Raw genomic sequence first — 22,433 nt, forward strand, 5'->3', positions numbered from 1 at the left:
TGCTCGTCCGGCGGGCTCCCGCTCGCCGTCGGCTCGCGGGAACGCCGGTCGCTCCTCGGTCCGCTCGCTCGTTGCACTCGCTCGCGGGTGCCACGCTGGCGTCTACAGCAGTGGTGACCTCGGTCTACCGTCGCGTACATTTATAACCGAGAAGGGGACCAGCGTCCCCGTGCGCTGACTTCCGTCGCGGGGTGTCTGCGGTTGCGCGACGCCACGCCCCGTGAGCATCGCCCTCGCCGCGGCGTCGCCTGTTCGCCCACGTGCCGTCTCACCTCGACTCGGTCGGCCGTCGCGCTCGGCGGGGGTCGTCGGCGAGGGGGAGGGTGACCCCCACGGCCACGGCGGAGACGACGGCGACGAAGACGACCGCGGCGGCGCGCGTCGCCCCCGCAGTCAGGAGTACGACCCCGCCGAGGAGGCCGAGGCCGACGGCGAGGAGCGACCGGCGGAGGAGCCCCCCGCGCCCCTCGGCGTCGGCGACGGCGCGCCAGCCGAACCACCCGCCGACGGCGCTCGCGAGTTCGACGACCGGCACGAGACCGACGCCCGCGAAGGCAACGGCTCCGAGCGCGCTCGCGGTCGCGAGCGCGAACGCCGGTTCCGGCCGCCGTCCGCTCGCGGTGAGTCGAGCGGTCGCGAGGAGGACGAGCAGGCCCAGGGCGACCCCGGCGAGCACGTCGACGAGGTAGTGGACGCCGAGGACGAGCCGCGAGAGGGAGACGACGGCGACGAGTGCCGCGGCGACCGCCAGCCGCCTGCGGGGAGTGGACCGCTCTACGACCAGCGCCAGCCCGCCCCAGACGACCGTCGAGCCGAGCGCGTGGCCGCTTGGGAACCCGAACCCGCCAGCGTTCGCGGCGTCGACGTACACCGCCCGGAGGATCGTCGGCAGCGGCTCGATGCCGGGGATCGGCGCGCTCGGCGGTCGCGGGAACGCGAACAGTCCCTTGAGCGCCGTCGTGAGCGCCATGGCAGTCACCGTCAGCGCGACGACGTACGCCGCCCGCTCGCGGTCGATCCAGGTCACTCGATCGGCGACGAGATACGTCGCGCCCGCGACGAGGACGAGTAACCACGGGTCGCCGAGCTGGGTCAGCACCACGAACAGCGCGAACGCGGCGTCGGGCAGCGCCGCACCGAGCGTCTCGGTGACGCCGAGACCGCGTCTCGGATCGGCGACCTGCACTCCCGCGGGAAGCATCACGACTCCGTAGCGTCCCACGGATCAATAGGGCTCTGGTCCACAGCCGGTGCCCCCGATCAGCTCCGGAACTGCTGGACGCGGTCGCGAAGCCGACCGGGGACGCCCGCGAGGTCCAGCCCGAGTCCGACCACGACGAACACGACGTACAGTCCGAGCGTCGAGAGCCAGACGACGAGCATCGCGGCGACCGCCCACGCGCCGCTGTCGAGGAAGTAGAACGCCCCGAGGGTCATCGCAGTGCCGTACAGGAGGACGAGGTACGGTCCCCAGCCGCGGGCCTTCCCCCGGCGCATTCGCTGGCGGACGTAGCGCTTCAGGTCACGTTCGATGTCGTCGCGGTGGACGGTTCGATCCTCGATCTCCGCCTCGAATTCGGCCACCTGCTCGCGCAGGCGGCGAACCTCGGCCGCGAGTTCTTCGTCGTCCAGTTCCGTCTCGAGTCGTTCCAGGTCTTCGTCTGCCATGAGCGAGAGTGATCGTTCTGGTTCGGTGGTCGATTCCTCGCCGACGGTGTCGAGGCCGGTCTCCGGGTCGATCCGTCCCTCAAGGACGGCGTTGAGCACTACGCCGACCAGTAGAACGAGCGCGCCGAAGTAGAGGAACGTGACGAGCAGGAGCGCGCCGGCGAGGACGCCGTAGGCCTCGAACGCGGCCGCCCGTTCGGCGTAGACCCTGAACCCGGTCTGGAGCGCGGTCCAGCCGATCGCGGCGAATATCGCGCCCGGCAGGGCGTCACCGACCGAGAGGCTCGGGTCAGGGAGGAAGTAGTAGAGCGGGAGGAACGTGACCGTCAACCCCGTCAGGAGTACGAGCGTCCCGATCGCCCCCAGGACGTTGACCCCGGCGACGACGAGATCGTACCGCTGTAGCGAGAGCAGCGTCCCGACGCCGAGCGTGAACGCGATGCCCGCGCCCACGGCGACGAGCGTCACGAACGCGTCGCGGAGCTGATCGACGAATCCCGACGGTCCCGGGGCCTGGTAGGCGATCGAGAACCCGACGTCGAGTCCGCGAAAGAGCTTCAGGCCGCTCCACAGGAGCGTGACCGTCCCGACGATCGTCGCACCGCTTCGACCCGCTTGATTCGTGAGGACGTCGCGCACCATCTCGCCGACCTGCTCGCTGCCGAGCTGTCGACTCGCCTGTTGCGCGAGGTCGTTCGCCAGTTCCTGTCCGCCGACGATCGACGCGACGACCAGCCCGAACAGCAGCAGCGGGAACAGCGAGATGAACGCGTAGTAGGCGAGGCTGGCGGCAATGAAGGTGATCCGATCGGACCGGATTCCGTTCACCACCCCCTTCGCGATCGTAACCGTGCGAGGTGCCGCTTGGCTCACGCTACTGCAATCGCGGGATGATCACATATAATCGAGGGGAACGATTGCGGAAAACGGCGAGCGCGGGGCGGGTTCAGGTCGTCGCCCGTCGGATCTCCTCCACGTCCGCCGTCGTCTTGAACGTCGTCCCGCCGAAGTGGCTCCGCGAGGCCGGGAACCCCGCCGATCGGAGCCGCTCCAGGAACTCGTCCATCCCGATGGCCGAGACGCCCCACCGCTTCGAGAGCACGTGCTGGTCGTAGTGGGTCGGCACGTCGAGTTCGCCCTCGACGGCGTCAAGCAGGCGGCGCGCGCGCTTCGCGGTGCGCATGTCGTCGGTGACGCGCTCGCGGACCGCGGCCACGAAGTCCGGAGCGTGCGCGAGTCCCAACCAGACCGGGCCGGCCGAGAGCACCTGATCGCCCCCGCAGTTCGGACAGCCGTCGGGGGGGTCGGCGACGAGGCCGCCGTCGTGCTCGCGGTACAGGCACTCGGGGCAGTGATAGAGGTAGCCCAGCTCGTCGATGGCGGCGTTGGCGTCGGTCGCCCGGCCGCTCACCCGGAGGTAGGTGCGGACGTAGTGGCGCGTCGCGTGGCTCAGCACGGGCGTCACGCCCACGTCGTAGCGGGCGGCGGTGCGCGCGAGCGCCGAGAGGAGGATCCGAAGGCCCATCTCGGCGTGGTAGTCGGTGTTCCTCGGGACGGCCCCGTACTTCCTGACGCCGCTCATGAAGTGCGCGCCGCAGAGCGGGGCGGTGTCGGTCGCGGTCACGCACGCGAGTTCCGTAGCGCACGTGAACGCCGCGTCCGCGAACGGGATGGGCGTCCCGAAGGGGTCCACGTCGACCACGTCGAAGCGCGTCTCGTGCATGTAGGCGTTCGCGTCGCGGCGGACGACCTCGCCGTCGAGGTCGTTGCGCGCGAGGTTCTCCCGCGCCAGGTCGACCGCGTCCGGATCGACGTCACAGCAGGTCACCTCCCACCCCTCCGCGGCGGCGCGGACGCCCCGTATCCCGCTCGCGGCGGTCGCGTCGAGGTACGTTCGTGCCCGCCCGTTCCCCCGCTCACGGTGGGCGCGCAGGACCGCGACGGTCACGTCGCGGTTCAACTCCTGGTGCGGGTTGAAGAAGACCGCGTCGCCCGCGCCCTCGTCGGGCTGCTCGGGCACCTCGACGACGACGGACCCCTCTCTGACCTCCATACCCGACACTGTCGGTCCCGGGCGAAAAACCGTGTCGTCTCCGGGCGCGGATCGACCTCCCGCCGGTGGTGAACCGTTCCGTCGGTTCCACGCCGGGCGGCTCGCGACCTCGCGGCCGAACACGTCGGGTTTCCGAACCGAACGTGTTTTCCCCCCGCCGCGGCAAGCACGCGGCGTGACGACGGCCGAGACGTGGCGGGAGGCGCTCGACGAGGCGGGCGAACTCGACGCCCGCACAGCCGAACGGCTGCTCGACGCCCACGGATCGCGCGCCGCCCGCGCCATCGAGGCCGTCGGCGAGCGACGCGTGAAGGAGTACCGCGACTTCACCGTCGTCGTCGGCCACCGCGCGGAGTACGTCGTCGAGGACGGCGGGTGCACCTGCGAGGACTCGCAGTACAACCTCGATCCCGCCGACCCGGACGACCTCTGCTGGCACGCGCTCGCAGTCGAGATCGCCCGCCGGGTCGGCGCCGTCGACCACCACGACATGTGGTACTCGGACGTCCACGAGTTCCTGTAAACCCACCTTTTACTGCGGTCGCGTGCGGCCGACCCGCTTCGCGGTCGGCCGCGGCTCCCTGGTAAAAGCTGGATCAAAACCCTCGTCGCTCCTGCTGGCGCACTCGCTTCGCTCGCGCGCCATTAGTCGCTCCTCGGTCCGCTCGCTCACTGCGTTCGCTCGCGGGTGCTACGCTGGTGCTCTCGGTGGTGGTCGGGCCCTTCGCTCGCTCCGTATCTTTATAACAGAGAGCGGAACCAGAGCCTTCCGTGACGTGAGAATCGTCGCGGGGCGCTCGCGGTTGTGCGACGCCACGCCCCGCGATTCGGAGCTTCCACGGCGTCGCCTGTCCGCCGTTATCGGCCCTAACCCCCGGGGCCTCGCTCGATCTGCGAAGCCGGAGGTCGGGAAGCTACCGCTCCGCACAGAGGTTCACGAAGTTGCGGAGGATCCGCAGCCCCGTCTCGCCGCTCTTCTCCGGGTGGAACTGCGTGCCGAAGACGTTCCCGGCCTCGTTCGCGACGATGCTGGGGAAGGTCACGCCGTAGTCGGTCGTGGCGACGACCGCGCGCTCGTCCTCGGGGACGGCGTAGTACGAGTGGACGAAGTAGGCGTACTGGCCGTCGACTCCCTCGACGAGCGGGTGCTCACGCTCGACGGAGAGCTCGTTCCAGCCCATGTGGGGTACCTTCTGCCCCTCGGCGAAGCGGACGTTGGTGCCGGGAACGAGGTCGAGGCCCTCCACGTCGCCCTGGCCGACGCGTTCGGCCTCCTCGCTCGTCGTGAGAAGCATCTGCATCCCGAGACAGATCCCGAAGAGGGGAGTGCCCGACGCCGCGACCTCGGCGAGCGCCTCGCGGAACGGCCCGGCGTTCTCCATCCCCTCGCTGAACGCGCCGACGCCGGGGAGGACGACGCCGTCGGCGCGCTCGAAGTCGGCGGGGTCGGTGCTCAGTTCGACGTTCGCGCCCGCCCGCTCCAACCCGCGCGTGGCGCTCCGGAGGTTCCCGAGGCCGTAGTCCACGAGGACCACGTCGGCTACGACGGGGGTCTGAGTGCTCATACGCACGATTAGGGAGACCGAGCAAAGTCGCTTTCCGTCCCGTGCGTCGCCCTCTCACCCGCGATCGGACTTCGGAGAGATCCTCAGAACTCGCCCAGGCGCGACTGTCCGCCGCGTTCGCCGTTTCCGCCGCCCCCGCCGTCACTCAGTCCCGACAGCACCAGCGCCTCGTCGAGCGCGCCGGCGAACGTCGTCTCCTGGCTACGGTCGTAGAGCGTCGCCGCCGGATGGACGCAGACGAGCACGCGGCGCGGCGTCCCCGCGACGCGGTGCTCGACGACGCGTCCGGCCTCCTTCGTCACCGCCACGTCGCGTTCGAGGAGGTGCTCGCTCGGCACCTTACCGAGCGTGACGACGAGGTCGGGGTCGACGCGGTCGATCTCCGCTTCCAGGTAGCCCCGGCAGTTCGCCAGTTCCTCCCGGGTGGGATCGCGGTTGTTCGGCGGGCGACAGCGCGCGCAGTTGGTGATGCGGACGTCCTCCCGGAGGACGCCCCGCTCGCGCAGCGCGCTCCAGAGGACGTCCCCCGAGCGTCCGACGAACGGCACGCCCCGCTCGTCCTCCCGAGCGCCCGGAGCCTCCCCGACGAACAGGAGCGACGCGTCCGCCGGGCCGCTCCCGTTTACGATCCGCGAGCGGGACGCACAGAGGGCGGGACAGCGCTCACAGCCGCTCACAGTCAGGCCGTCCATGTGTTCCATACCCACAGCGTGGGCGCGGCGAACTACAACCCATCGGTGTGTCGGAAGGCGTCGGCCGCCCGCGCGGCTAACCGGGCCACGCGGAGGGGTTCCGGGCGTCCCCCCTCCGGCGTGAACGCCCGCACCACCTCGGCGGCTGCGGCGGCGTCGATCCCCGCACCGCGGACGTAGACCGTCTCCCCGTTCAGGTCGACGCGCCGACGCTCGGGCAGTCGCTCGTAGGTGTCGAGGCGTTCGTCGAGCGCGTCGCCCGAAAACGCCTCGCGGAGCGCGGGCTCCAACCCTTCGCTCTCCTCGAAGGAGACGGCGACGACCGGCCGCTCGACGGTCTCGGCGAGCCGCGGGAGGTCGACGACGTTGAACCAGGCGGGAGCGACGCCCGCCACGAGGACGTACCGGACGTCCTCCCGATCGAGGGTCCCCCACAGCGAGACGAATCGCTCCGTGCTGTCGGTGCCGCCGACCGAAATCGACGAGAACGCCAGCCCGTCCAGGGCGCGGTCGGTCCGGACGATCGCCCCCGCGACGGTGCTCCGCTCCGGGTCCGCGTAGGACTCGGCGATACCCAGCGCGCGTCCGCGGACGGTCACCCCCTCACTCCTTCATGTCCTTGAGCCGGTCGAGCAACTCGTCGTTGGACGCGCCGAACTCGAAGTTCACCTTGCCCTCGTGCGATTCACCGGCCGAGAGGCTGTCGTCGTCCTCGAAGTCGGTGTCGAGTTGCTGGCGGTCCTGCTCGGACTCGTCGTAGCTCCCGAAACCCATGGTCGTCCCACGCTAAGGAATTGCTCCTCAAAAGCGTTGGGTCGGTCGTGGGGTCGTCCACCCGTCGGAGGGCACACCGAGGTCGATCTACGGCCGTCGGTCGCACGGTGGCCGATCGCACGGAGGTTGAAGTGATAGCCGCGCGGACGCGGAATATGGAGGTTCACCACGTCACCGCGGACGCAGAGACGTTCACGTGCAACGCCTACCTCGCGCTCGGAGCAACGCCGACGCTCGTCGACGCCGGTGCGATGCCGGGCGTCGTCGACGTAATCGAGGAACGCACCGACTCCCTCGACCGCCTCGTCCTCACTCACCAGCACGGCGACCACGTCGCGGAACTCGACGCGGTCGTCGAGGCGTTCGATCCCGACGTCTACGCATACGCCGAGCACCCCCGCAGGACCCACGCGCTCGACGACGGCGACGCCGTCACCATCGGGGACGAGACGTTCGAGGCGGTCTTCACGCCCGGCCACGCCGACGATCACCTCGCGTTCGTGAGCGAGACGACGCTGTTCAGCGGCGACGTGGTCGTCCACGACGACGGCGCGTTCGACTACGGCAGCTTCGGGCGCACCGACAGGCCGGGCCAGTCGCGCGAGCGACTCGTACAGTCGATCCGGGACCTCCTCGACCGGATGCCCGAGGGCGTCGAGCACATGTACTCCGGCCACGGCGGCGTCTTCCACGGCGACGTGCGCGACGTGGTGGAGACGGCCCTCGAACGCGCCGAGCGGCGCGAGCCGAAGTACCCCGACGGCTGACGCATACGGTGCCCGCCCCGCTCGCCACGAGCGCGTGCCACCGCCTGTCACCGCTCCCCAAGCGGTAATATCGGGTGCGCCGAGCGTCGACTATGCCCGGACCCACCTTCCTGCGCGGCGATTCGGTCACCCTTCGCACCGTCGAAGAGGAGGACCTCGACTTCCTCCAGCGGACCATCAACGACCCCGCCGTTCGGCGCTTTCTCAGTGCGCGCGCTCCGATCAACGGTCGCCAGGAGCGCGAGTGGTACGAGGAGCGCGGCTCCAGCGACGAGCACGTGAACCTGCTCGTCTGCCGGGGCGAGGAACCGATGGGATCGATCGGCCTCCACCCCCGCGACCCGACGGGGGTTAACGCCGAGATCGGCATCTTCCTCGCCGAGGACTACTGGGGAGAGGGCTACGGCACCGACGCGAGTCGGCTCGTCACCGACTACGCGTTCCGCGAGCGGCGCAATCATCGGGTCACGGCCCGCGTCTTCGACGGAAACGCCGGGTCGCGGCGCATCTGGGAGAAGCTCGGCTTCCGCCACGAGGGCACGCACGTCGAGTCGGAGTTCGTCGACGGCGAGTACGTGGACGTCCACTTCTACGCCGTCCTGGCTGACGAGTGGCCGAACGAGGTGTAGCGACCGGACGACGTCACTCCGTCGGCTGTGAGGCTGCCGTCGGACGACGAGACCACGGTCTCGCTCCGTAAGGCGTACAGGCGACGCCGCGGGCGGCTCGCGGGGCGTGGCGTCGCGCAACCGCAGACACCCCGCGACGGAAGTCAGCGCACGGGGACGCTGGTCCCCTTCTCGGTTATAAATGTACGCGACGGTAGACCGAGGTCACCACCGCCGACGCCGGTGCGCTGTCCCGCGAGCGAACGCAGTGAGCGAGCGGACCGACGAACCCCCGAACGAAGTGAGGAGGTGAGGAGGGTTTTGGTCCAGATTTTGCCCGGGAGCGGCCTCCGGCCGCTCCCGCAACAAAAGGTGGTTCTTAGAACTTCTCCAGGTACCGGTCCAGCTCCCACTGGGAGACCTGGGTCTTGTACTCGCTGAACTCGGCGCGCTTCGCCTCCACGAACTTGCTCGTGACGTGCTCGCCGAGAGCCTCCCGAATGACCTCGTCCTCCTCGAGCGCGTCGACGGCGCGACCGAGGTTCGGCGGGAGCGTCTCGATGCCGTACTCCTCGCGCTTGGCCTCGTCGAACTCGTAGATGTTCTCGCGGACGGGGGCCGGCGCTTCGAGCCCGCGCTCGATGCCGTCGAGCCCGGCGTGGAGCATCACGGCGATGGCGAGGTAGGGGTTACAGGCGGGGTCCGGCGAGCGCAGTTCGATGCGCGAGGCGGCGGGCGTCCGCGAGTCGGGCTTGCGTACGAGCGCGCTGCGGTTCACGTCGGACCACGCGATGTAGACCGGCGCTTCGTACCCCGGCACGAGGCGCTTGTAGGAGTTCACCGTCGGGTTGCAGATCGCGGTGATCGCGGGCGCGTGCTCGAGGACGCCGGCGAGGAACTGCTTCGCGACCTCGCTCAGGTTGAACTCGTCGTCCTCGTCGTGGAACGCGTTCTCGCCGCCCTCGGTGAACAGCGAGAGGTGGGTGTGCATCCCGCTACCGTTGATGCCCGCGATGGGCTTCGGCATGAACGTCGCGTGGGTGTCGTGCTCGGCGGCGATGGCGCGCACGACCGAGCGGAACGTGGCGATGTTGTCGGCCGTGGTGAGCGCGTCGTCGTACTTGAAGTCGATCTCGTGCTGGCCCTCCGCGACCTCGTGGTGGCTCGCCTCGACCTCGAAGCCCATCGACTCCAGCCCGTAGATGATGTCGCGGCGGATGTCGCTCGCGAGGTCCTTCGGCGCGAGGTCGAAGTACCCGCCGGCGTCGTGGGTGATGGTCGTCGCGCGGCCGTCCTCGTCCTCCTCGAACAGGAAGAACTCGGGTTCCGGCCCGGCGTTGAGCGTGTAGCCCATGTCGCCGGCGCGCCTGATCGCCCGCCGCAGCACGTGGCGCGGGTCGCCGACGAACCGGTCGCCGGTGGACGTGTCGACCACGTCCGCGATGAGCCGCGCGGCGGCGGTGCCGTCGTCGCGGGTCCGCCACGGCAGGATGGCGAACGTCGCGGGGTCGGGGATGAGACGCATGTCGCTCTCCTGAATGCGGACGAACCCCTCGATGGACGACCCGTCGAAGTAGATGCCCTCGGTGAAGGCCTTCTCCACCTGGCTCGCGGGAATAGAGACGTTCTTTACCGTCCCGAGGATGTCGGTAAACTGGATACGCAGGAAGTCGACGTCCTCCGATTCGATCTCGTCGACCACCGCCTGTGCGTCGGCGGTCAACCCTCCGTCAGTTTTCACGTTTGGGTTTGTCATCTTTCTTGGACGCGCTATACAACTGTCCTATCCGATAAAACCGTAGTGGTTTGCGCAAAGTTCGTACCGCATGTCAGAACTGGATATTCGTAAAATTATAGTCCCCCCAGATGCTCTCGGAGTGTGATGACGTACGAAAATCTAGACGAGAAACTGGTGAACGCCCTGCTCGAGGACGGCCGCGCCAGCCTCCGCAGTCTCGCCGAGCAGTTGGACGTCTCGGTGACGACCGTCTCGAACCACCTGAAGGACCTCGAGGCCAACGGGGTCATCCAGGGGTACACCCCCGTCGTGGACTACGACGCGCTGGGCTACGACGTGACCGCGGTCATCCAGCTCAAGGTCGAGGGGAACGCCATCCAGGACGTCGCCGACAACCTCAGGAACGCCCGTCAGATGATCTCCGTCTACGAGGTGACGGGCGACCACGACGTCGTCGCCATCGGTAAGTTCAGGGACACCGACGACATGAACCGGCAGATCAAGGAGTTACTCGTCGACGCCAACATCAAGGAGTCGAACACGAGCGTCGTGCTCAACGCCGTCAGCGAGCACGAGCAGTTCTCGCTGGAGATCCCGGAGTAGGACGACCGAGTAGCTTCTACAGCGCGTCGAGCGCCCACCTGACGAGCGTCGCCGCCAGCAGCAGGACGCCCTCGGGCCGCGAGAGCCGCCGCCCGGACGCGAACAGGAGGACCACGAACACCGAGAGGCCGACCAGCCACGTCGCGTCGGGGAGCGCCGCCGCCGAGACGGTGACGGGCCGGACGACGGCCACGAGTCCGAGGATGCCAAGCGCGTTGAAGACGTTGCTCCCGACGAGGTTGCCCGCCGCGATCCCCCCGAAGCCGCGCCGCGCGGCCGCGACGCTCGCGGCGATCTCCGGCGAGGAGGTGCCGACGGCGACGATCGTCACGCCGATGAGCCACTCGGAGATCCCCGCGAGGCGCGCGAGGTCGCTCGACGACGCGACGAGCACGGTCGCCCCGACGACGACGAGCACGAGCCCCGCGAGCATCGCGGCGGCGCTCCGGGGGAGCGCCGCGTCCATCCGTGGGACTTCCTCGACCGGCGCGTCGTCGCTGCGCGCGAGGTACGCGAGGTAGGCGACGAAGCCGACGAGGAGGAGCGCGCCCTCGACCCGGGAGACGCGGAGGTCGAGAAGGACGGCGAGCAGGAGCACCGCGGAGGCGATCAGGACGCCGCCGTCGCGCCGGACGAGCGTGCGGGAGGCGGTGACGCCGCCGAGCAGGGCCACGAGGCCGAGCACGAACCCGATGTTGAACAGGTTCGACCCGACGACGTTGCCGACGGCGATGTCGGAGCTCCCGAGCAGCGCCGCCTCGACCGACACCGCCACCTCCGGCATGGAGGTGCCCATCGAGACCACCGTGAGCCCGATCGTGAGATCCGAGAGGCCCGCGCGCCGCGCGAGGAGCGCGGCGTTGTCGACGAACAGTTGCGCACCGAGCCACAGCGCCCCGACGCCGGCGGCGACGAGGGCCACGTCCACGGCGATGCTGGTGACCATCTTCGTTCACCCCCCGATACGTCGGCCGGGGTGATAGTCCCGGGCCTCCGGTCGGGAGGTTCCGAAGCGCCTAACGGTCCGGCTCGTCCCCCTCCGCCACGATGGACGCCGTCCGCGAGCGCGCCCGACCGCCGACAACCTCGACGCGATGGGCTCGGTCGGGATCGGCCGCGTCTTCGCCCACGGCGGGGCGCTCGGCAATCCGATGCACGGGAGAGGACGGGCGCGACCAGCTCGCCCACATCGAGTCCAAGATCCTCTCGCTGCGCGACCGGATGTACACCGCTCGGGGGCGCGAACTGGCCGAGGAGCGCCACGCGGTGGTCGCGCGGTTCGTCGAGCGGTTCGAGGCGGAGGTAGCGGGGGAGCGGTAGCTCACGCTCGGCGAGCGAAAACAAAGAAGACGTGTTCGGCGGGCGGTTCACCGGCGCGCTCACCGCGAGCACCGCGGAGCGGTGCGAGCGGGCCGACGACTGAGCGGAGAGCCGCGAAGCGGCTCGAAGCGAAGGAGGAGTGCTTTTGATCGAGCTTTTGCCGAGCGCAGGGCCGCTAGGCCCGAGCGCAGGGCAAAAGCTCGTTCTACATCGGCGGGCCGAACGGAGTTCGGCTGCCTATGTGAACGTCGGCTGAACCGACGTTCACATAGCACCGCCCATGCCGCCCATGCCGCCCATGCCGCCCATGCCTCCGCCCGGCGGCATGTCCATGTCCTCGTCGTCGTCGTCGCTGGAGCCACCCTTGAGGTCGCCCGCGGCGATGACGTCGTCGATGCGGAGGATCATGACGGCGGCCTCCGTGGCGGACTCGACCGCCTGGGTCTTCACGCGGAGGGGTTCGACGACGCCCTCCTCCTCCATGTCGATGACCTCGCCGGTGTAGGCGTCGAGGCCCGACGTCCTCTGGCCGCCGGAGTGCTTGGAGCGCAGGTCGACCAGCGAGTCGATGGGGTCGAGGCCGGCGTTCTCGGCGAGCATGCGCGGGACGACATCGATGGCGTCGGCGAACGACTCGATGGCGAGCTGTTCGCGGCCGCCGACGGAGTCGGCGTAGTCGCGCAGTTCGAGGGCGAGCTCCGTCTCGGGCGCGCCGCCGCCGGGCAGCACCTTGCCGTCGTCGAGGGTGACGCGGACGACGCCGAGGGCGTCCTCGATCGCGCGCTCGACCTCGTCGACGACGTGCTCGGTGCCGCCGCGCAGGACGAGCGTGACGGACTTGGCCTGCTCGACGTCCTCGACGAAGATGCGCTCGTCGCCGCCGATGTCCTTCTCGGCGACGCTGCCGGCGAAGCCGAGGTCGTCGGCCTCGATGTCGTCGACGTTGGAGACGACGCGACCGCCGGTGGCGCGCGCGAGGCGCTTCATGTCGGACTTCTTCGCGCGGCGGACGGCGATGATGCCCTCCTGGGCGAGGTAGTGCTGGGCCATGTCGTCGATGCCCTTCTGGCAGAAGACGACGTCGGCCCCGACCTCGACGAGCTTGTCGACCATCTCCTTGAGCTGCCTCTCCTCCTGGTCGAGGAACTGCTGGAGCTGGTCGGGGTCGGTGACGTTGACCTCGGCGTCGATCTCGGTCTCCTTGACCTCGATGGCCGTGTCGAGGAGGGCGATGTTCGCGTCCTCCTTGAAGTACGGCATGTTGTCGTGGACGCGCTCCTTGTTGATGATGACGCCCTCGATGAGCTCGGACTCCTCGATGGAGCCGCCGACGACCTTCTCGACCTTGACGTTGTCCGTGTCGATACCCTCCTCGTCGGCGACGGCGCGGACGGCCTGGACGACGAGTTCGGCGAGGTCCTCCTTGGCGGACTCAGCGCCCTTGCCCGTCATCGCGGTGGCCGCGATCTGTTCGAGGAGCTCCGTGTCGTCCTCGGAGACGTCTATCGCCATCTCCTCGAGGAGCTCTTTCGCCCGCGCGGCCGCCTGGCGGTACCCCTGTGCGAGGATGGTGGCGTGGATGTCCTGCTCGAGCAGGTCCTCGGCCTTCGCGAGGAGTTCGCCCGCGATGACGACGGCGGTGGTCGTACCGTCGCCGACCTCGTCCTCCTGGGTCTGGGCGACCTCGACGATCATGTTGGCCGCCGGATGCTCGATGTCCATCTCGTCGAGGATGGTGACGCCGTCGTTCGTGACGACGACGTTGCCCGTCGAGTCGACGAGCATTTTGTCCATCCCCTTCGGACCGAGGGTCGTCCGTACCGCCTCGGCCACGGCCTTCCCGGCCGTGATGTTCATCGACTGGGCGTCGCGCCCGGTCGTGCGCTGGCTGTCCTCGGACAGCACGATGAGCGGCTGGTTGCCCATGTATTGAGCCATAGTCAGTGGAACGATTGAATGTGATTCTATATAAAATCTTCGAGACAGTGTGCGAAAACGGAGCACGGTCGCCCCGCGGCGCGACGGGTTTCGGCGTTCCGGGAGGTATTTAAATACCTACACCGGCCGCGCGTAGACGTCCTCCGGGTAGGACTTCCCGCCGATGATCGTCTCCCCCCGGCCCGTCCGCTCGAAGCCGTTCGCGCGGTAGAACGCCTTGCCCGGTTCGTTCGCGGCGAGCGTCATCGCCTGGACGCGCTCGACGCCCCGGGCGGCGAGTTCCTCGCACGTCGCCTCGAGCAACTGCGAGCCGACGCCGGTGCGTCGTCGATCCGGTTCGACGTAGAGACGCAACACCGTCCCCGCGTCGCCGTGGACGACGGCGTGGGAGAACCCGATGACGGCGTCCCGCATGGCGGCGACCAGCACGAGCATGTCCCCGCTCTCGATGTCCGCGCCGAGTTGCGACTCGTCGTACCACTCCTCGACCGTCTCCGTCGCCGTCTCGCGCGTGAGCGCCTCGTCCCGTTCCCACGATTCCCGGGCGATGCGCTGGAGCGCCGGGACGTCGGTGAGCGTCGCCGATCTGACGTTCATGCCCCACGGTAGCACGGACAGCGGCTTAGACCTAACTCGCGGCGAGGGGGTCGCGGTCCGGATCGGTCCGGGTCGAGTCGGGTCGAACCGATCCGACCCCCGATCGACCGATCGGCCAGCTGAGTCAGCTCGGATCAGGCCATCGCCTCGAACGGCTCCCCGCAGTCCTCGCAGTAGTGGATCGACCGGCAGAGCGACGGCCCCTTCGGATGCTCGCGCTCGGTGTTCGTCCCGCCGCAGTACGGACAGCGCGCGGGGCCGGCCTCCCCGCCCGCCGTCACGCTCGGGTCGAGGCGTCTCACACGCTCACCCCGAACTCGCGGAGGTCCTCCCGACCGGCGTCGGTGACCATGTCGACGGACCACGGCGGCGACCAGACGAGTTCGACCTCGGCCCCGGCGACGCCCTCGGGCGAGGCCGCGGCCGCCTCCACGTCGGCGAGGAGCATCTCGCGGGCCGGACAGCCGGTGTACGTGAGCGTGAACCGCACCGTCACGCGCGCGCCATCGCCCCCCGGACGCTCCTCGACCTCGACGCCGTAGATCAGGCCGAGATCGACGACGCTGACGGGCATCTCGGGGTCCTCGACCGCGTAGAGCGCGTCCCAGACCTCGCGTTCGAGTCCCGTCGCCCCCCTGCCCGTCTTCGGATACTCCTCGTGGGCCTCGCCGCGATCGTAGCTCGTGTACGCACACGCCCGCGAGCCGGTCGGGTCCTCGACCTCGAACTCGTCGGAGTCGTCCGCGTCCTCGTACTCACTCATCGTCGGGATCGGGCATGATGCGTCGCGGCTCGCGCCGCCCCAGCATCTCGTAGGTGTAGGTCATCTCGTTGTACAGCCGCCGCCAGTGTGCCGTGTGCGTCCCGTCGCGCCCGCGCTCCTCGGGGAGGAGCGCCGCGAGGTCGGCCTCGCCGTCGTGGACCCGCAGGCCGAGCGATTCGAGGTACGGGGCCACGATGGCGAGCCAGTCGCCGCGGAGCGTCTCGATCGACTCGGTCCGCACGCCGAGGTCGACGATGTCGTCCTCCCGGTCGGTCGGCTCGAAGAGCGTCAGTGCGCGGGGGAACAGGCGATCGAGCGCGTCCTGCACGCGACGGCGGCCCGGCTCGTCGTCGCAGAGCCGTTCGAGCCAGTTCTGGGCGTGCTCGCGGTGGTAGGACTCCTCGGCCCGCACCTTCGCCACGCGGTCCGCGATGCGCGGGTACGAACTGCCCGCGAGCGCCTCCAGGCGCAGGTACTCCGCCACGTCGTAGAGGTACGACCGGAGGACGAAGTCGGCCCAGTCGCCCCGCTCGAAGGGCAGTTCGAGCAGCGTCGCGTGCCGGAAGTCGTCGGGCTCGCGCTCCCAGATGAGGTCCCGCTCGCGGTAGCCGAAGTCCTGGAGCAGGTCGTACCAGAGGCGGGCGTGGCCGAGTTCGTCCTGCGCGATGTTGGCGATGGAGATGTCGGCCTCCAGGGTGGGGCCGCGGACCTGCCAGTCGATGTAGCGCTCGGCGGCGACGTACTCGTCGTCCGCGAGCGCCCGGAGGAGCGCCTCGACGGCCGCCCGCTCGCGCTCGTCGAGGTCCGCCGGACCGGGGAGCGTCGCGGTCGCCATCACTCCTCACCCCGCGCCTCGGCGCGGCTCCGCTCCGCCTGCTCCTGTTCGCGCTGGGACGCCTCGATCTCCTCGGCGAACGTCTCGTCCGTGGCGAAGGTCGTCGCCCAGCGGTAGCTCTTGTTCGTCGTGCCGCCGAAGGCAGCCTCGCTCGCGTCCACCTCCACGATCTCGTCCTTGGGGACGACCCACAGCGAGTTGGCCGGCTTCCGGCGGGCGTGCATCACCTGTGCGAAGGTAAGCGCCATCTCGCGGTCGGGGGCGTGGACGTTGCCCACGTGGACGTGGTAGTCCTTCCGCCGCTCCTGTCTGAACACCTCCCAGATCATGGTCATGGTCAGTCGGCGGCCGCGCCGGTCGTGCCGGGCGCGCCGGGGGTCTCGAGCGACTCGCGGACCCACTCGACGGCCTCCTGGGTCCGGTGGCGCTTGTCGATCTGGCCGACGCCCTGCGGGAACTGGTTGCGGGCGATGAGGCCGAACTCCTCCCAGTCGAGCTGGTCCTCGTTCACGCGGTAGCGCTCCTCGTACTCGTCGTACCACACCTCGGGCGTCTCCGGTAGTTCGAGTCCGTACTTCTCGGCCTTCGGGAGGTAGACGTTGAGGAACGCCGTCCGGAGCTCGTCGTTGCTCATCGTCTTCAGCCCGACGGCGGTCGAGAAGTCGTTGTGCGTCGATCGGTCGTCGGTCGGGCCGAAGAACTGCAGGATGCGCGGCCACCACAGCTCGAACGCCTCCTGGAGGCGGTCGCGGTCGCGGCGCGACCCGGTGGCGAGCTCCTTCAGGATGTCCTCGCCGTGCTTGATGTGAAAGCCCTCCTCGAAGCAGATCTTGTCGATGGCGTGGGCGTACGGCTCCCACGAGGTGCGCTTGAGCGTGGCCTGCCGGCGCATCGCCGCGCCGTCGACGAAGAACATGATCATCGGCAGTTCGTACCAGTCGGCGAGCGGGTAGTGGAAGCAGTTGAGGAACTTCCCCTCGCCGTTCGCCAGTTCGTCGAGCATCTCCTCGCGCGTCTTGATCCCCAGGTTCTCCGCCGCGCGGTAGAGCAGCTGTCCGTGGCCGATCTCGTCCTGCACCTGCGCGCTCACGGCGAGTTTGCGCTCCAGGCTGGGCGACTGCCGGATGAACGGCCGCTCGATGTACGCGCCCATGATCTCCGAGTTCGCGTGGAACTGGATCATCCGCGTCGCCGCCATGCGGTACTCCTCGGGCATGTCGTCCTTCGGCCCGAACTCCCGCGGACCCGCCCGTCGCTCGACCTCCTCCAAGTCCATAGTGAGGTATTTGTAATGGATTACCATACCGGTTGGCCCGCGCATACGCGGGTTTTATGTTCTAAGCGTGCCAATCGTTCCCGTGATCTCGGAGTGTCTCGTCGTCGAGGTGGGGGTGACGGGCGACGACTGCCCGCTGGCGGCGGCCTCGCGGGCGGTCCCGGTGACGATCGACGCCCGGCCGCCCCAGTTACGCGCCGACGGGTACGCACTGCTGCAGTTCGCCGCGCCCGACGACGACCGCCTCGCCGAGACGCTTGACGCCGACCCGCGCATCCGCTACCTCCACCGCTCGCGGGTGGACGGCCGGTACAGCTACCGCTGTCTCTCGAAACACCCCTGCGTGGTCCACGAACTCGTGAGCGTCGGCCTCGTCGTCGAGTCGCTCGCCTACCGCGACGGCGACGCCCGCATCACCGGCGCGGTCGTCGGCTACGACGTGCTCTCCGGGGTGATGAGCCGCGCGGGCGAGACGGTGGGCGTGAGCTTAGAGCGCGTCTACCCCCTCGGCGAGGAGGACGACCAGCCGGTCGCCCGGCGGTGGAACCTCACCCCGCGCCAGGAGGAGGCCCTCCGCGCCGCCCTCGACCGCGGGTACTTCGACGTGCCGCGGGGCGCGGACGCGGCGACCGTGGCCGCGGACCTGGGGATCAGCAAGTCCGCCTTCCTCGAACGGCTCCGGCGGGCGCAGCGCGCGCTGCTCGAACAGGTGTTCGCGTGACCTCTCAGCCCGTCTCGTACACACCGCGCGCCTCCGCGACCCGCGTCCCCTCGGCGTCCCCGACGGTCACGTCCACGGTGCCGACGGAACCGCCCTCCCGCACCACCTCGGCGCGCGCCACGAGGTCGCTCCGGCCCGGCGCGAGGTAGTCGATGCGCATGTCGACGGTCGGCGTCGGTCGGCCGACGAGCGAGGCGAGCGCCGCCCCGCCCACGGTGTCGGCCAGCGCGAACACCGCGCCGCCGTGGGCGGTCGCCTCCTCGGGTTCCACGAGAGGCCCTCGCGCATCGGGAGGCGGCCCTCGGCGCGACCGCTCCGAACCTCCGTCAACTCGATCCCCAGCAGGTCGGCGAACGGCATCGACGCGAAGAACTGTTCGACGTCCATGCCACGGGTTCGGTCCGAGGTGGGTTGTACCTACTCCCAGACGTCGGGTGGTACTCAGTCCCGGTCCTCGTCGCGGGTACGCCCGGGCGACATCGTCGAGAACATGTCGCGGCGCTTCGAGGAAGGCACCGTCGAGATCGCCGAGGAGAACCGCGGGCGCGAGCGCCCCCCGGACGAGCGGTCGGAAACCTCCTCGGTGAGCGAGCCGTCGTCCTCGTCGCCTTCGCCCTCCGCCTCCGCTTCCTCGTCGTCGGAGCCGAAGCCCGAGAGGACGGCGGTCGTCCGATCGAGCGCGTCGCGGAACCCGTCGATCGAGTCCGGCAGCGCGTCTCCGTCGTCGCCCTCGTCCTCACCCCTCTCGGCGTCCTGCGCCTCCTCCGCCTCCTCTCCTTCGCCGGCCCCGGCCTCGTCGGCGTCGGTGCCGACCCCGAACAGGTCGGCGAGGTCGTCGACGATATCGTCCGCCTCCTCGTCGTCCTCCCGGGCGCGGTCGAGCTTCGAGAGCCGGAGCAGGCGCTCCAGGTCGAGCACGCGGTCGGAGTCGCCCTTCGCGAGCGCCTCCGGGACGGAGGCGTAGTCCGCATCGCCGTCCTCGTCGGTGAGACCGACCGCCTTCAGCAGGGCGACCGAGTCGGCCTCGTCGACCAGGCCGGAGGCCGCCTCCGCGACCTCGTGGAGTTCGTCGGTCCGCGACGGCTCCTCCCCGAGGAGGGCCTCGGCGTCCGCGAGCACCTCGCCTATCCGGTCGGACAGTTCGTCGCTCATCTTCGATCACGTACCGTTGGTCGCCCGCGCCCAACTATTCGTCGCTGGCGAACTCCTCGACGATGCGGTCGGTCATCTCCTCGCGTTCGAGGTTGGCCTTCACGCCGACCCCCTTCGCGACCGACTGGAGTTCGCGGTAGGACATCACCTCGAGCAGCTCGCGGAACGTCTCCTCGCGGAGCGACGCGGCGTCGTCGGGGAGGAGCGACGCGGCGCCCTCCTCGTCCCCTTCGGTCCCGGCTTCGGGTTCCGCCTCCGCGTCGTCCGCCCCGGCCTCCGCCTCGGATTCGGCTTCCTCGCTCTCCCCCCGGGCGCTCTCCGCGAGCCCCTGTGCGGCCTCGCCGGCCGCCTCGACCGCCGTCTCGGCGGCCCCGGTCGCGGTGTCCGAGGCTCCCTCGGCCGCGTCGCCGGCACCGCGTACGGCGTCCGTCGCCGCGTCGGTCACCTGCCTCACCGTCTCCTCGGTCGCGGCCTCGCGGACCTCGGCGAGGAGCGCCTCGAGGAGCGCGCGGTCGGTGAGCACCTCCCGGACGCCCCGGGTGAACTCCTCTCTCGCGTCGGCGAGCACCTCCCCGAGGGACTTCCCCTCGCGCAGTCCCGAGACCACCGCCTCCTCGACGGCGGCTCCGACCTGCGCGCCCAGGGCTCGGCCGACGCGCGTGCCGAGCTGCCTGCCGACCTCCTCGGCCACCTCGTCGCCCGCGACGCGGTCGTTCAACTCCTCGGCGAGCAGGTCGCCGATCGACGCGTCGCTCACCGCGACCACCCCTCAGTCATCGTCGTCACCCGCGTCGCTCGTATCGTCGCCGTTCGCGTCGGTCGTGCCGTTCGAATCGCTCGCGCCGAGCATCTCGTCGAGCAGCGACTCGCCGACGATTCGCCCGAGCGCCGCGCCGACGAGCGCGCCGAGCAGTTCGCCGATCCGAGCGCCCAGCGTGGCACCGACGCCGTCCGCGTCGGCGACGACCCCCTCCCACTTCGTCCCCGCCAGCGCGTCCTCGAAGTCGACGTCGTCGATCAACTGCTCGTAATCGAGGCCCTCGGTCAGCGAGTCGCTCATGCCTCCGCCTCTGCCTCCTCCTCGTTTCCCTCCGCTCCCTCTTCTCCCCCCTCGGCTTCCTCGGAGGGTTCCTCGGGGGCCCGCTCGCCCAGGAACTGACGAACGACGCCCACGAGAACCTGGACGAGGAGGTCGCGCACCGGGAGGTCGGACAGCGCCTCCGAGATCGACTCGCGGGCGTTCTCGACCATCTCCGAGACGCGACCGCTCCCGCCGCCGAGGAGCCCACCGAGGAGCTTCCCCACGCCGACGTCGAGCAGGTGGGCCACGCCGGACAGGAGGTTGCCGAGGAGGTTCCCCGACCCGCGCGAGGCGAGGACGTTCAGGTCGACCTTATCGAGGTGAACTTCGAGGCCGAGCAGGTCGAGATCGAGGCCGTGGAGATCGAGGTCGAGTACGTTCGTCTCCTCCCCCTCCTCGGATTCCCCCTCGTCCGACCCTTCTGCCTCCTCCTGTCCGTCCTCCCCCGATTGCTCCTCCTCGCCCCCCGATTGCTCCTGTGAGGCCTCCTCCTGCGCCTCGTCGTTCGTCTCCTCGTCCCCCTCTCCCCCCGACTCGGCCTCGCCACCGTCAGTGAGCACGCGCCCGCCCGTCGCGTCCGTCCCGCTCGCGTGGGTGTCTTTCATGCTCCGAGAACTGCGGGGGAAATCCGCAAAGGGGTTAGGGTTGCGTCTGCAAGGTCGGAATTATCGCTCGAAGAACGCCTCGGCGTTCTCCCAGAGGATCTTTCGCTGTACCGCCTCCGGGAAGGCGGTGTGCCGTTCGAAGGAGTCGAGCCACGCCTCCGGGCGGATCATCGGGTAGTCGGTGCCGAACATCACCTTGTCCTTGAGGACGGTGCCTGCGTAGTGGAGCACCTGGTCGTCGACGTACTTCGGGAGCCACCCCGAGAGGTCCATGTAGACGTTCCCCTTCTGCTGGCAGATGGCCAACTGTTCGCGCTCCCACGGGAAGGCCGGGTGGGCGATAAGGATCCGCAGGTCGGGGTGGGCCGCCGCCACGTCGTCGATCAGCATCGGGTTGCCGTACTTGATCTTGAGCCCGCGACCGCCCGGCGCGCCCGCGCCGAGCGTCGACGACCCACCGTGGAAGACGACGGGGACCCCGAGGTCGGCGATGGTCCCCCAGAGCGGTTCGTGTTCGGGCGCGCTCGGATCGAACCCCTGGGCGATCTGCTGGAACTTGAACCCCGAGAGGTCGAGGTCCTCGACGCACCGGATCGCCTCCTCGACGCAGTCGTCCTTGAGCGGGTCCACCCCGCCGAAGCCGACGAAGAAGTCCGGGGACTCGTCGCGCACCTCGGCGACGTAGTCGTTCGGGACCGGCGGGTTTCCGGTGTTGGTCTCCGCGTCCCAGCCGAGCAGGACCGCGCGGCCGACGCCCGCCTCGCGGTACTCCTCGCGCATGGCGTCGTAGTCCCACGTCTCGATCGCCGTGCCGAACTTCCGCGCCGCGTCCCGCATCATCTCGCCGCCCGCCTCTTCGAGGAATTCGGCGGTCGGCTGGTGGGCGTGCACGTCGACGGCGCGCGGTTCTCGCTGCTCCTCGAGGACGGGTAACATGTGCTGTGGGTCGCGGTACGCGGATAAAAGTGTTCGACGTCAGCCGAGCGTCCGACGAACGTCCGGTCATCCGACACAAGAATCACCGATCAGTGATATACCGGCGATGGATAATGTTTAAGGTGCGTCACACCTCGACAGGGGTATGGGATACGCGATCATGGCGGGTCCCGAGGGCGTGACTCTCCGGGGAAGCGGGGACCTCATCGGCGCGCACTTCCCGCGCATCGACGCGGAGGTCCGCCGTCACTACGATCTCCGGCAACTCCCGCGACCGCGTCACGTCGGCTACGCCCGCGTCGGCGAGAACGACGACCTCGACCTGACGCTGTTCGACGCCGCGCTGACGATCTAGGCCCGACGGCGGGAGCCGATCGGCCGCCGTCCCGCCTCGTCCGACCCGACCAGTCGCCGGCCGCCCCGACCCGCCGTTCGCGGGCCGCGTCAATCGTAATAAGCTTTCTGTCTCCACTGGAGACATGTTTATTGCGGACGAGGTCTGAGGGGGGTGTATGGCCGCCGACCCTGACCCCCAGCGATCCACCACTCTCACCGTCTCGGAACCCCGCTCCTCTCGCGCGAAGCGCGCCACCGGAATCGTCCGACGGCTGCTCGGCCGGAGGAGGAAGTGCGACTCCGGGCGGAAGCTCGTCGGTTCGGCCGACGGCGTCGTCTTCATGAGTACCTCGACCGGCCGTCGCCGTCGGTAAGTCCGGACCGACGACCACCCTCGAGTGGACT

At 69.6% G+C, this 22,433-nt stretch carries 29 protein-coding genes and 1 pseudogene; 8 read left to right on the top strand and 22 right to left on the bottom strand.

The annotated features are described in order from the left end of the window. Positions 1-268 precede the first annotated feature (268 nt). The 3 genes from P1K31_RS10370 to P1K31_RS10380 form a co-directional block, all read right to left on the bottom strand. The gene (locus P1K31_RS10370; RefSeq protein WP_276303253.1) at positions 269-1,201 is read right to left on the bottom strand and encodes a phosphatase PAP2 family protein; all 933 of its coding nucleotides are present in this window, start codon (positions 1,199-1,201) and stop codon (positions 269-271) included. Between the two features lie 59 nt (positions 1,202-1,260). Then, complete coding sequence (locus P1K31_RS10375) at positions 1,261-2,496, bottom strand: YhjD/YihY/BrkB family envelope integrity protein (RefSeq protein WP_276303254.1); 1,236 nt, start codon at positions 2,494-2,496, stop codon at positions 1,261-1,263. A gap of 118 nt (positions 2,497-2,614) precedes the next feature. Then, positions 2,615-3,721: a tRNA (guanine(26)-N(2))-dimethyltransferase gene (locus P1K31_RS10380; protein WP_276303255.1), complete on the bottom strand. Its 1,107-nt coding sequence runs from the start codon at positions 3,719-3,721 to the stop codon at positions 2,615-2,617. A gap of 175 nt (positions 3,722-3,896) precedes the next feature. Here P1K31_RS10380 and P1K31_RS10385 point away from each other — a divergent pair, with 175 nt between their 5' ends. Beyond that, a complete protein-coding gene (locus tag P1K31_RS10385) occupies positions 3,897-4,244 on the top strand; it encodes an SWIM zinc finger family protein (RefSeq protein ID WP_276303256.1) in 348 nt (115 codons plus the stop codon). A 391-nt stretch (positions 4,245-4,635) separates the two neighbouring features. Here the strand turns inward: P1K31_RS10385 and hisH are convergent, their stop codons facing one another. From hisH to P1K31_RS10405, 4 genes are all read right to left on the bottom strand, one after another. Beyond that, positions 4,636-5,286 (bottom strand): imidazole glycerol phosphate synthase subunit HisH, encoded by a 651-nt coding sequence (gene hisH / locus P1K31_RS10390; RefSeq protein ID WP_276303258.1) that lies wholly within the window; start codon positions 5,284-5,286, stop codon positions 4,636-4,638. Between the two features lie 83 nt (positions 5,287-5,369). Further along, entirely contained in the window at positions 5,370-5,987 is a 618-nt protein-coding gene (locus tag P1K31_RS10395; RefSeq protein ID WP_276303259.1) for a uracil-DNA glycosylase, read from the bottom strand. 23 nt (positions 5,988-6,010) lie between these two features. Next, positions 6,011-6,577: an endonuclease dU gene (locus P1K31_RS10400; protein ID WP_276303260.1), complete on the bottom strand. Its 567-nt coding sequence runs from the start codon at positions 6,575-6,577 to the stop codon at positions 6,011-6,013. A 4-nt stretch (positions 6,578-6,581) separates the two neighbouring features. Then, positions 6,582-6,752 carry a DUF5786 family protein gene (locus tag P1K31_RS10405; protein WP_276303261.1) on the bottom strand — a complete coding sequence of 57 codons (171 nt, stop codon included), beginning with the start codon at positions 6,750-6,752 and terminating at the stop codon, positions 6,582-6,584. 155 nt (positions 6,753-6,907) lie between these two features. On the opposite strand from P1K31_RS10405, the gene P1K31_RS10410 reads away from it, so the two are divergent. Together P1K31_RS10410 and P1K31_RS10415 are read left to right on the top strand one after the other, a co-directional pair. After that, positions 6,908-7,519, top strand: coding sequence for an MBL fold metallo-hydrolase (locus P1K31_RS10410; RefSeq protein WP_276303262.1), 612 nt, complete (start codon positions 6,908-6,910; stop codon positions 7,517-7,519). 92 nt (positions 7,520-7,611) lie between these two features. Further along, positions 7,612-8,148 carry a GNAT family N-acetyltransferase gene (locus P1K31_RS10415; protein WP_276303263.1) on the top strand — a complete coding sequence of 179 codons (537 nt, stop codon included), beginning with the start codon at positions 7,612-7,614 and terminating at the stop codon, positions 8,146-8,148. A 358-nt stretch (positions 8,149-8,506) separates the two neighbouring features. On the opposite strand, the gene glnA is transcribed toward P1K31_RS10415, so the two are convergent. Then, positions 8,507-9,883, bottom strand: coding sequence for a type I glutamate--ammonia ligase (gene glnA / locus P1K31_RS10420; protein WP_276303264.1), 1,377 nt, complete (start codon positions 9,881-9,883; stop codon positions 8,507-8,509). 126 nt (positions 9,884-10,009) lie between these two features. Between glnA and lrp the strand changes: the two genes are divergently transcribed. Then, entirely contained in the window at positions 10,010-10,468 is a 459-nt protein-coding gene (gene lrp / locus P1K31_RS10425) for an HTH-type transcriptional regulator Lrp (protein ID WP_276303265.1), read from the top strand. Between the two features lie 16 nt (positions 10,469-10,484). On the opposite strand, the gene P1K31_RS10430 is transcribed toward lrp, so the two are convergent. Beyond that, positions 10,485-11,414 (bottom strand): calcium/sodium antiporter, encoded by a 930-nt coding sequence (locus tag P1K31_RS10430; RefSeq protein WP_276303266.1) that lies wholly within the window; start codon positions 11,412-11,414, stop codon positions 10,485-10,487. 101 nt (positions 11,415-11,515) lie between these two features. On the opposite strand from P1K31_RS10430, the gene P1K31_RS10435 reads away from it, so the two are divergent. Next, positions 11,516-11,788, top strand: coding sequence for an HD domain-containing protein (locus tag P1K31_RS10435; RefSeq protein ID WP_276303267.1), 273 nt, complete (start codon positions 11,516-11,518; stop codon positions 11,786-11,788). Between the two features lie 264 nt (positions 11,789-12,052). Here the strand turns inward: P1K31_RS10435 and thsA are convergent, their stop codons facing one another. The 7 genes from thsA to P1K31_RS10470 form a co-directional block, all read right to left on the bottom strand. After that, positions 12,053-13,714, bottom strand: coding sequence for a thermosome subunit alpha (gene thsA, locus P1K31_RS10440; protein WP_276305735.1), 1,662 nt, complete (start codon positions 13,712-13,714; stop codon positions 12,053-12,055). A gap of 129 nt (positions 13,715-13,843) precedes the next feature. Continuing rightward, positions 13,844-14,323, bottom strand: coding sequence for a GNAT family N-acetyltransferase (locus P1K31_RS10445; RefSeq protein ID WP_276303268.1), 480 nt, complete (start codon positions 14,321-14,323; stop codon positions 13,844-13,846). A gap of 134 nt (positions 14,324-14,457) precedes the next feature. Further along, positions 14,458-14,625, bottom strand: coding sequence for a 1,2-phenylacetyl-CoA epoxidase subunit PaaE (gene paaE, locus P1K31_RS10450; protein WP_276303270.1), 168 nt, complete (start codon positions 14,623-14,625; stop codon positions 14,458-14,460). Beyond that, positions 14,622-15,086, bottom strand: coding sequence for a 1,2-phenylacetyl-CoA epoxidase subunit PaaD (paaD, locus tag P1K31_RS10455; RefSeq protein ID WP_276303271.1), 465 nt, complete (start codon positions 15,084-15,086; stop codon positions 14,622-14,624). The genes paaE and paaD overlap by 4 nt, the downstream gene beginning before the upstream one ends. Further along, positions 15,079-15,921 carry a 1,2-phenylacetyl-CoA epoxidase subunit PaaC gene (gene paaC / locus P1K31_RS10460; protein WP_276303272.1) on the bottom strand — a complete coding sequence of 281 codons (843 nt, stop codon included), beginning with the start codon at positions 15,919-15,921 and terminating at the stop codon, positions 15,079-15,081. Before paaC ends, paaD begins: the two co-directional genes overlap by 8 nt. Continuing rightward, on the bottom strand, positions 15,921-16,250 hold the full coding sequence (gene paaB / locus P1K31_RS10465; RefSeq protein ID WP_276305736.1) for a 1,2-phenylacetyl-CoA epoxidase subunit PaaB: 330 nt from the start codon (positions 16,248-16,250) through the stop codon (positions 15,921-15,923). The genes paaC and paaB overlap by 1 nt, the downstream gene beginning before the upstream one ends. Before the next feature lie 8 nt (positions 16,251-16,258). Then, positions 16,259-17,197, bottom strand: a complete 939-nt coding sequence (locus P1K31_RS10470; RefSeq protein ID WP_276303273.1) for a Phenylacetic acid catabolic protein — start codon at positions 17,195-17,197, stop codon at positions 16,259-16,261. A gap of 82 nt (positions 17,198-17,279) precedes the next feature. Between P1K31_RS10470 and P1K31_RS10475 the strand changes: the two genes are divergently transcribed. Continuing rightward, positions 17,280-17,918, top strand: a complete 639-nt coding sequence (locus P1K31_RS10475) for a helix-turn-helix domain-containing protein (protein WP_276303274.1) — start codon at positions 17,280-17,282, stop codon at positions 17,916-17,918. A gap of 4 nt (positions 17,919-17,922) precedes the next feature. Here P1K31_RS10475 and P1K31_RS10480 read toward each other — a convergent pair. The 6 genes and pseudogenes from P1K31_RS10480 to P1K31_RS10505 form a co-directional block, all read right to left on the bottom strand. Further along, positions 17,923-18,305 (bottom strand): annotated as a pseudogene (locus tag P1K31_RS10480) (PaaI family thioesterase). Between the two features lie 54 nt (positions 18,306-18,359). Continuing rightward, positions 18,360-19,070, bottom strand: a complete 711-nt coding sequence (locus P1K31_RS10485) for a hypothetical protein (RefSeq protein ID WP_276303276.1) — start codon at positions 19,068-19,070, stop codon at positions 18,360-18,362. A 34-nt stretch (positions 19,071-19,104) separates the two neighbouring features. Then, on the bottom strand, positions 19,105-19,827 hold the full coding sequence (locus P1K31_RS10490; RefSeq protein WP_276303277.1) for a hypothetical protein: 723 nt from the start codon (positions 19,825-19,827) through the stop codon (positions 19,105-19,107). 12 nt (positions 19,828-19,839) lie between these two features. After that, positions 19,840-20,130, bottom strand: coding sequence for a hypothetical protein (locus tag P1K31_RS10495; protein WP_276303278.1), 291 nt, complete (start codon positions 20,128-20,130; stop codon positions 19,840-19,842). Further along, positions 20,127-20,756, bottom strand: a complete 630-nt coding sequence (locus P1K31_RS10500; RefSeq protein ID WP_276303279.1) for a hypothetical protein — start codon at positions 20,754-20,756, stop codon at positions 20,127-20,129. Before P1K31_RS10500 ends, P1K31_RS10495 begins: the two co-directional genes overlap by 4 nt. Positions 20,757-20,816: 60 nt before the next feature. Then, complete coding sequence (locus tag P1K31_RS10505) at positions 20,817-21,692, bottom strand: amidohydrolase family protein (RefSeq protein ID WP_276303280.1); 876 nt, start codon at positions 21,690-21,692, stop codon at positions 20,817-20,819. A gap of 145 nt (positions 21,693-21,837) precedes the next feature. On the opposite strand from P1K31_RS10505, the gene P1K31_RS10510 reads away from it, so the two are divergent. Both P1K31_RS10510 and P1K31_RS10515 read left to right on the top strand, forming a co-directional pair. After that, entirely contained in the window at positions 21,838-22,047 is a 210-nt protein-coding gene (locus P1K31_RS10510) for a hypothetical protein (protein WP_276303281.1), read from the top strand. A 157-nt stretch (positions 22,048-22,204) separates the two neighbouring features. Further along, positions 22,205-22,402, top strand: a complete 198-nt coding sequence (locus P1K31_RS10515; protein ID WP_276303283.1) for a hypothetical protein — start codon at positions 22,205-22,207, stop codon at positions 22,400-22,402. The last annotated feature ends 31 nt before the right edge of the window (positions 22,403-22,433 follow it).

The sequence above is a fragment of the Halomarina halobia genome (genome assembly GCF_029338575.1).
GTDB classification, from domain to species: Archaea; Halobacteriota; Halobacteria; order Halobacteriales; family Haloarculaceae; genus Halomarina; species Halomarina halobia.

What these genes read in the sequence shown, in the direction of transcription:
- P1K31_RS10410 (WP_276303262.1), top strand. Translation starts at nt 6,908, where the DNA reads ATGGAGGTTCACCACGTCACCGCGGACGCAGAGACGTTCACGTGCAAC.
- P1K31_RS10495 (WP_276303278.1), bottom strand. Translation starts at nt 20,130, where the DNA reads ATGAGCGACTCGCTGACCGAGGGCCTCGATTACGAGCAGTTGATCGAC.
- P1K31_RS10510 (WP_276303281.1), top strand. Translation starts at nt 21,838, where the DNA reads ATGGGATACGCGATCATGGCGGGTCCCGAGGGCGTGACTCTCCGGGGA.
- glnA (WP_276303264.1), bottom strand. Translation starts at nt 9,883, where the DNA reads ATGACAAACCCAAACGTGAAAACTGACGGAGGGTTGACCGCCGACGCA.
- P1K31_RS10445 (WP_276303268.1), bottom strand. Translation starts at nt 14,323, where the DNA reads ATGAACGTCAGATCGGCGACGCTCACCGACGTCCCGGCGCTCCAGCGC.
- P1K31_RS10370 (WP_276303253.1), bottom strand. Translation starts at nt 1,201, where the DNA reads ATGCTTCCCGCGGGAGTGCAGGTCGCCGATCCGAGACGCGGTCTCGGC.
- P1K31_RS10485 (WP_276303276.1), bottom strand. Translation starts at nt 19,070, where the DNA reads ATGAGCGACGAACTGTCCGACCGGATAGGCGAGGTGCTCGCGGACGCC.
- P1K31_RS10395 (WP_276303259.1), bottom strand. Translation starts at nt 5,987, where the DNA reads ATGGAACACATGGACGGCCTGACTGTGAGCGGCTGTGAGCGCTGTCCC.
- P1K31_RS10515 (WP_276303283.1), top strand. Translation starts at nt 22,205, where the DNA reads ATGGCCGCCGACCCTGACCCCCAGCGATCCACCACTCTCACCGTCTCG.
- lrp (WP_276303265.1), top strand. Translation starts at nt 10,010, where the DNA reads ATGACGTACGAAAATCTAGACGAGAAACTGGTGAACGCCCTGCTCGAG.
- P1K31_RS10435 (WP_276303267.1), top strand. Translation starts at nt 11,516, where the DNA reads ATGGACGCCGTCCGCGAGCGCGCCCGACCGCCGACAACCTCGACGCGA.
- P1K31_RS10415 (WP_276303263.1), top strand. Translation starts at nt 7,612, where the DNA reads ATGCCCGGACCCACCTTCCTGCGCGGCGATTCGGTCACCCTTCGCACC.
- paaD (WP_276303271.1), bottom strand. Translation starts at nt 15,086, where the DNA reads ATGAGTGAGTACGAGGACGCGGACGACTCCGACGAGTTCGAGGTCGAG.
- hisH (WP_276303258.1), bottom strand. Translation starts at nt 5,286, where the DNA reads ATGAGCACTCAGACCCCCGTCGTAGCCGACGTGGTCCTCGTGGACTAC.
- P1K31_RS10430 (WP_276303266.1), bottom strand. Translation starts at nt 11,414, where the DNA reads ATGGTCACCAGCATCGCCGTGGACGTGGCCCTCGTCGCCGCCGGCGTC.
- paaB (WP_276305736.1), bottom strand. Translation starts at nt 16,250, where the DNA reads ATGATCTGGGAGGTGTTCAGACAGGAGCGGCGGAAGGACTACCACGTC.
- thsA (WP_276305735.1), bottom strand. Translation starts at nt 13,714, where the DNA reads ATGGGCAACCAGCCGCTCATCGTGCTGTCCGAGGACAGCCAGCGCACG.
- P1K31_RS10470 (WP_276303273.1), bottom strand. Translation starts at nt 17,197, where the DNA reads ATGGACTTGGAGGAGGTCGAGCGACGGGCGGGTCCGCGGGAGTTCGGG.
- P1K31_RS10380 (WP_276303255.1), bottom strand. Translation starts at nt 3,721, where the DNA reads ATGGAGGTCAGAGAGGGGTCCGTCGTCGTCGAGGTGCCCGAGCAGCCC.
- paaC (WP_276303272.1), bottom strand. Translation starts at nt 15,921, where the DNA reads ATGGCGACCGCGACGCTCCCCGGTCCGGCGGACCTCGACGAGCGCGAG.
- P1K31_RS10405 (WP_276303261.1), bottom strand. Translation starts at nt 6,752, where the DNA reads ATGGGTTTCGGGAGCTACGACGAGTCCGAGCAGGACCGCCAGCAACTC.
- P1K31_RS10505 (WP_276303280.1), bottom strand. Translation starts at nt 21,692, where the DNA reads ATGTTACCCGTCCTCGAGGAGCAGCGAGAACCGCGCGCCGTCGACGTG.
- P1K31_RS10500 (WP_276303279.1), bottom strand. Translation starts at nt 20,756, where the DNA reads ATGAAAGACACCCACGCGAGCGGGACGGACGCGACGGGCGGGCGCGTG.